Annotated in this window: 3 protein-coding genes; all 3 read left to right on the top strand. The window is 33.6% G+C overall.

Translation table 11 applies throughout. From position 1 onward, the window contains the following. Positions 1–841: RHS repeat-associated core domain-containing protein (locus tag F8153_RS15735; protein WP_151867311.1), on the top strand; the 841-nt coding region annotated here is incomplete at its 5' end. 87 nt (positions 842–928) lie between these two features. Then, the gene (locus tag F8153_RS15730; protein WP_151867310.1) at positions 929–1999 is read left to right on the top strand and encodes a PQQ-like beta-propeller repeat protein; all 1071 of its coding nucleotides are present in this window, start codon (positions 929–931) and stop codon (positions 1997–1999) included. A gap of 163 nt (positions 2000–2162) precedes the next feature. Further along, complete coding sequence (locus F8153_RS16290) at positions 2163–2333, top strand: hypothetical protein (protein WP_192929867.1); 171 nt, start codon at positions 2163–2165, stop codon at positions 2331–2333. Positions 2334–2589 lie beyond the last annotated feature (256 nt).

Below are 2589 nucleotides of genomic sequence, written 5' to 3'. Positions count from 1 at the left end.
TGGAAATGAAAAGAACCCAGACCCTAATGATACAAATGTATTTAGATACAGTGGAGAATATTTTGATAAAGAAACAGGAACGATTTATTTAAGGGCAAGGTATTATAACCCATATATAGGTCGATTTATTAGTGAAGATACTTACAAAGGAACTATAAATGACCCATTAAGCTTGAATTATTACATCTACTGTGCAGGAAATCCGATAAATTATATTGATCCAAGTGGGCATAAACGAGAAGGAGTTACTGAAAGAAGACCCCATGAAAGATCACGACAGACAAATGCATATCAACCTGTAGGTAAGGGAATGAGCTTTAATATAACTGTAGGAGGTGCTGAAGTAGGCGTAGAGGTAATTTGGTATAATGCTGATGCATTTGATGTAAAAAACCTGCCTACCTACCGATACAATGAAAAAGATTATAAATTTAATTTTGACGAACCAGTTGTATATATTTATTCAGGTGTTGATTTAGGAAATGATTTAGGCAAAGTTATAGCTAATTCATTAGAAGGTATGAAGAATATTAAAAAAGGGACCAATTGGGCTGCATCTGCCAATGGTTATCTGGTACATGTAATGGGTCATAAAGTGAATTTTAAAAGCCCTGTTGATTATACTGGCCCATTCAATTATGGTACCGTAACAGCAAAGCATATTAGCGGAACACTTGCATTTGATAATATGGCTAAAGTATATACTATGGGCGTTGGAATCTCTAAGAGCCCCGTAGGCTTTGGCTTTGGAAGAAACTATTACTATCTATTACCACAGCATTTGACCATTGAGTTTACAGAAAAACTCTTTCAATTGCTTGAAACCATAGAAGAACCATAGGAAGTTGGATGCTTTCTGTAAATAGTATTTTAATTAAAACTTAAAGGGCTTCGCTATTGGAGGCCCTTTAAGAAAGGAGCTGGTCCAATGGACGATCAACCTAAAAGCAGATACACTCCTGTTATAGCCATGTTTATTCTAATGATTATTTATATTTTATTTAGAACAGCTACTGCACCATCCATTGAAGAAAGAGATATGGATAGAGATTTTGTTGATCTTAAGAAATTTAAAATGGAAAAGCTACTGGAATTAAGCTTACCCTTGGATGTACCAGTTGTTGATGATGATAGTATAATGTATTTTAGAGCATATCCTGAAAAAATATACTCTATGGATTTAGAATCAAACAGGATAGTTAATACCATTGATGTAGGTTTGCAAATTAGAGGGGTAAATGATAATTATCTAGTAGGACAACTTAAAGATCAAATACGAGCTTATAACAAAATAACAGGAGAATTAATTAGTAAAACAAGAAAAAACAGAAATATAGCTTCCTCAACTAATGTAGAAATTTATGATAATATAGCTGTTTATGCAGCAGCAGGTAAGATAATAATTGAAGCATTTGATATGAATACGGGAGAGCTTTTATGGGGCTTTGATGCTAGAGAAGAACACACTACCGCACATATAATAATTGATAAAGGCAAAGTGTACACTTCTAATCTTGGTGAACTACTTGTTTTTGATGCTTACACTGGAAAGGTACTTAAGAAGTTTGATATTGGAGTATATACGCCCTTTCTAATTGATGGAAATTATATCTATGCTAAAGGTCCCAAGAAGGTAGATTTATCAACTGGAGAGATTCTTTGGTCTGTTGATATTGGCTCGATTCTTGAAGTTGATGAAGATGGGTTGTATATTATTTATTCTGGATTTCTATACAGGCTTGGTAAAGAGACTGGAGAAGAGCTATGGAAAAATGATTTTGGAGAGTTAAGACCATTCTTAGTAAGAACAACTCCGAAGTATGTTATAGTGAGCAGATTCGATGATGAAGTATTTATTCTAGACAAAGATACAGGAGAAAAGCTCTGGAGATTTGGGAATAATACAGAAGAAAATGCAAATACATTTTTAGTTCATGATGAGATTCTATATATATTTACAACGGAAGGAACTCTCTATTCATTAGACTTAAGTCAGTAAAGAGGAGATTTACAAAATATTTATGTGAAAATGCATATTTTAGAATTTAGCTGTAGAAGGAGGGGTCTATATAGGAAAGAAGCTATTATTAATAGTTATAGCAGCCTTAGCTTTATCCATAATCACGAACTCTTTTATCCATAAAATACATTGGCTAAATGAAATGGAAATATCATTTATTGTTCTTATAGGAGTAGCAATTTTTGGTTTGGTTTTCTATAGAAAAAATAAGGAAAAAGCTTCAAGGTTAATTGCTTTAGCAGTATTATTTGTGTACTTATGGATGATTTTTTCAGCTGCATTAGCTGGGGCTGGAGGGCCAGTTTATTATTGATTATTAGATGTGCACTTTAACCAACCTCAAATATACTAAACAAAACGACAAGAAAGTAAATACTTGTCGTTTTTTCCTTATTATTATCTGGAGTGGATGAAGGAAGTAGCATAGTGACCTTCCATCGATACAATGGCTTCAATCAGCTAATAAAAACCATAGTGGGAGACAAAATCATAAACTACAGCTATAACGGAAAGGGCCTAAGAAGCAGCAAAGAAGTAAATGGAGCCACCACAATCCACATTTGGGATGG

This window comes from Alkaliphilus serpentinus, from assembly GCF_009017255.1.
Lineage (GTDB): Bacteria > Bacillota > Clostridia > Peptostreptococcales > Natronincolaceae > Alkaliphilus_D > Alkaliphilus_D serpentinus.
The sequence above is the reverse complement of the archived record's forward strand: the minus strand, read 5'-3'. Positions and strand labels throughout refer to the sequence as shown.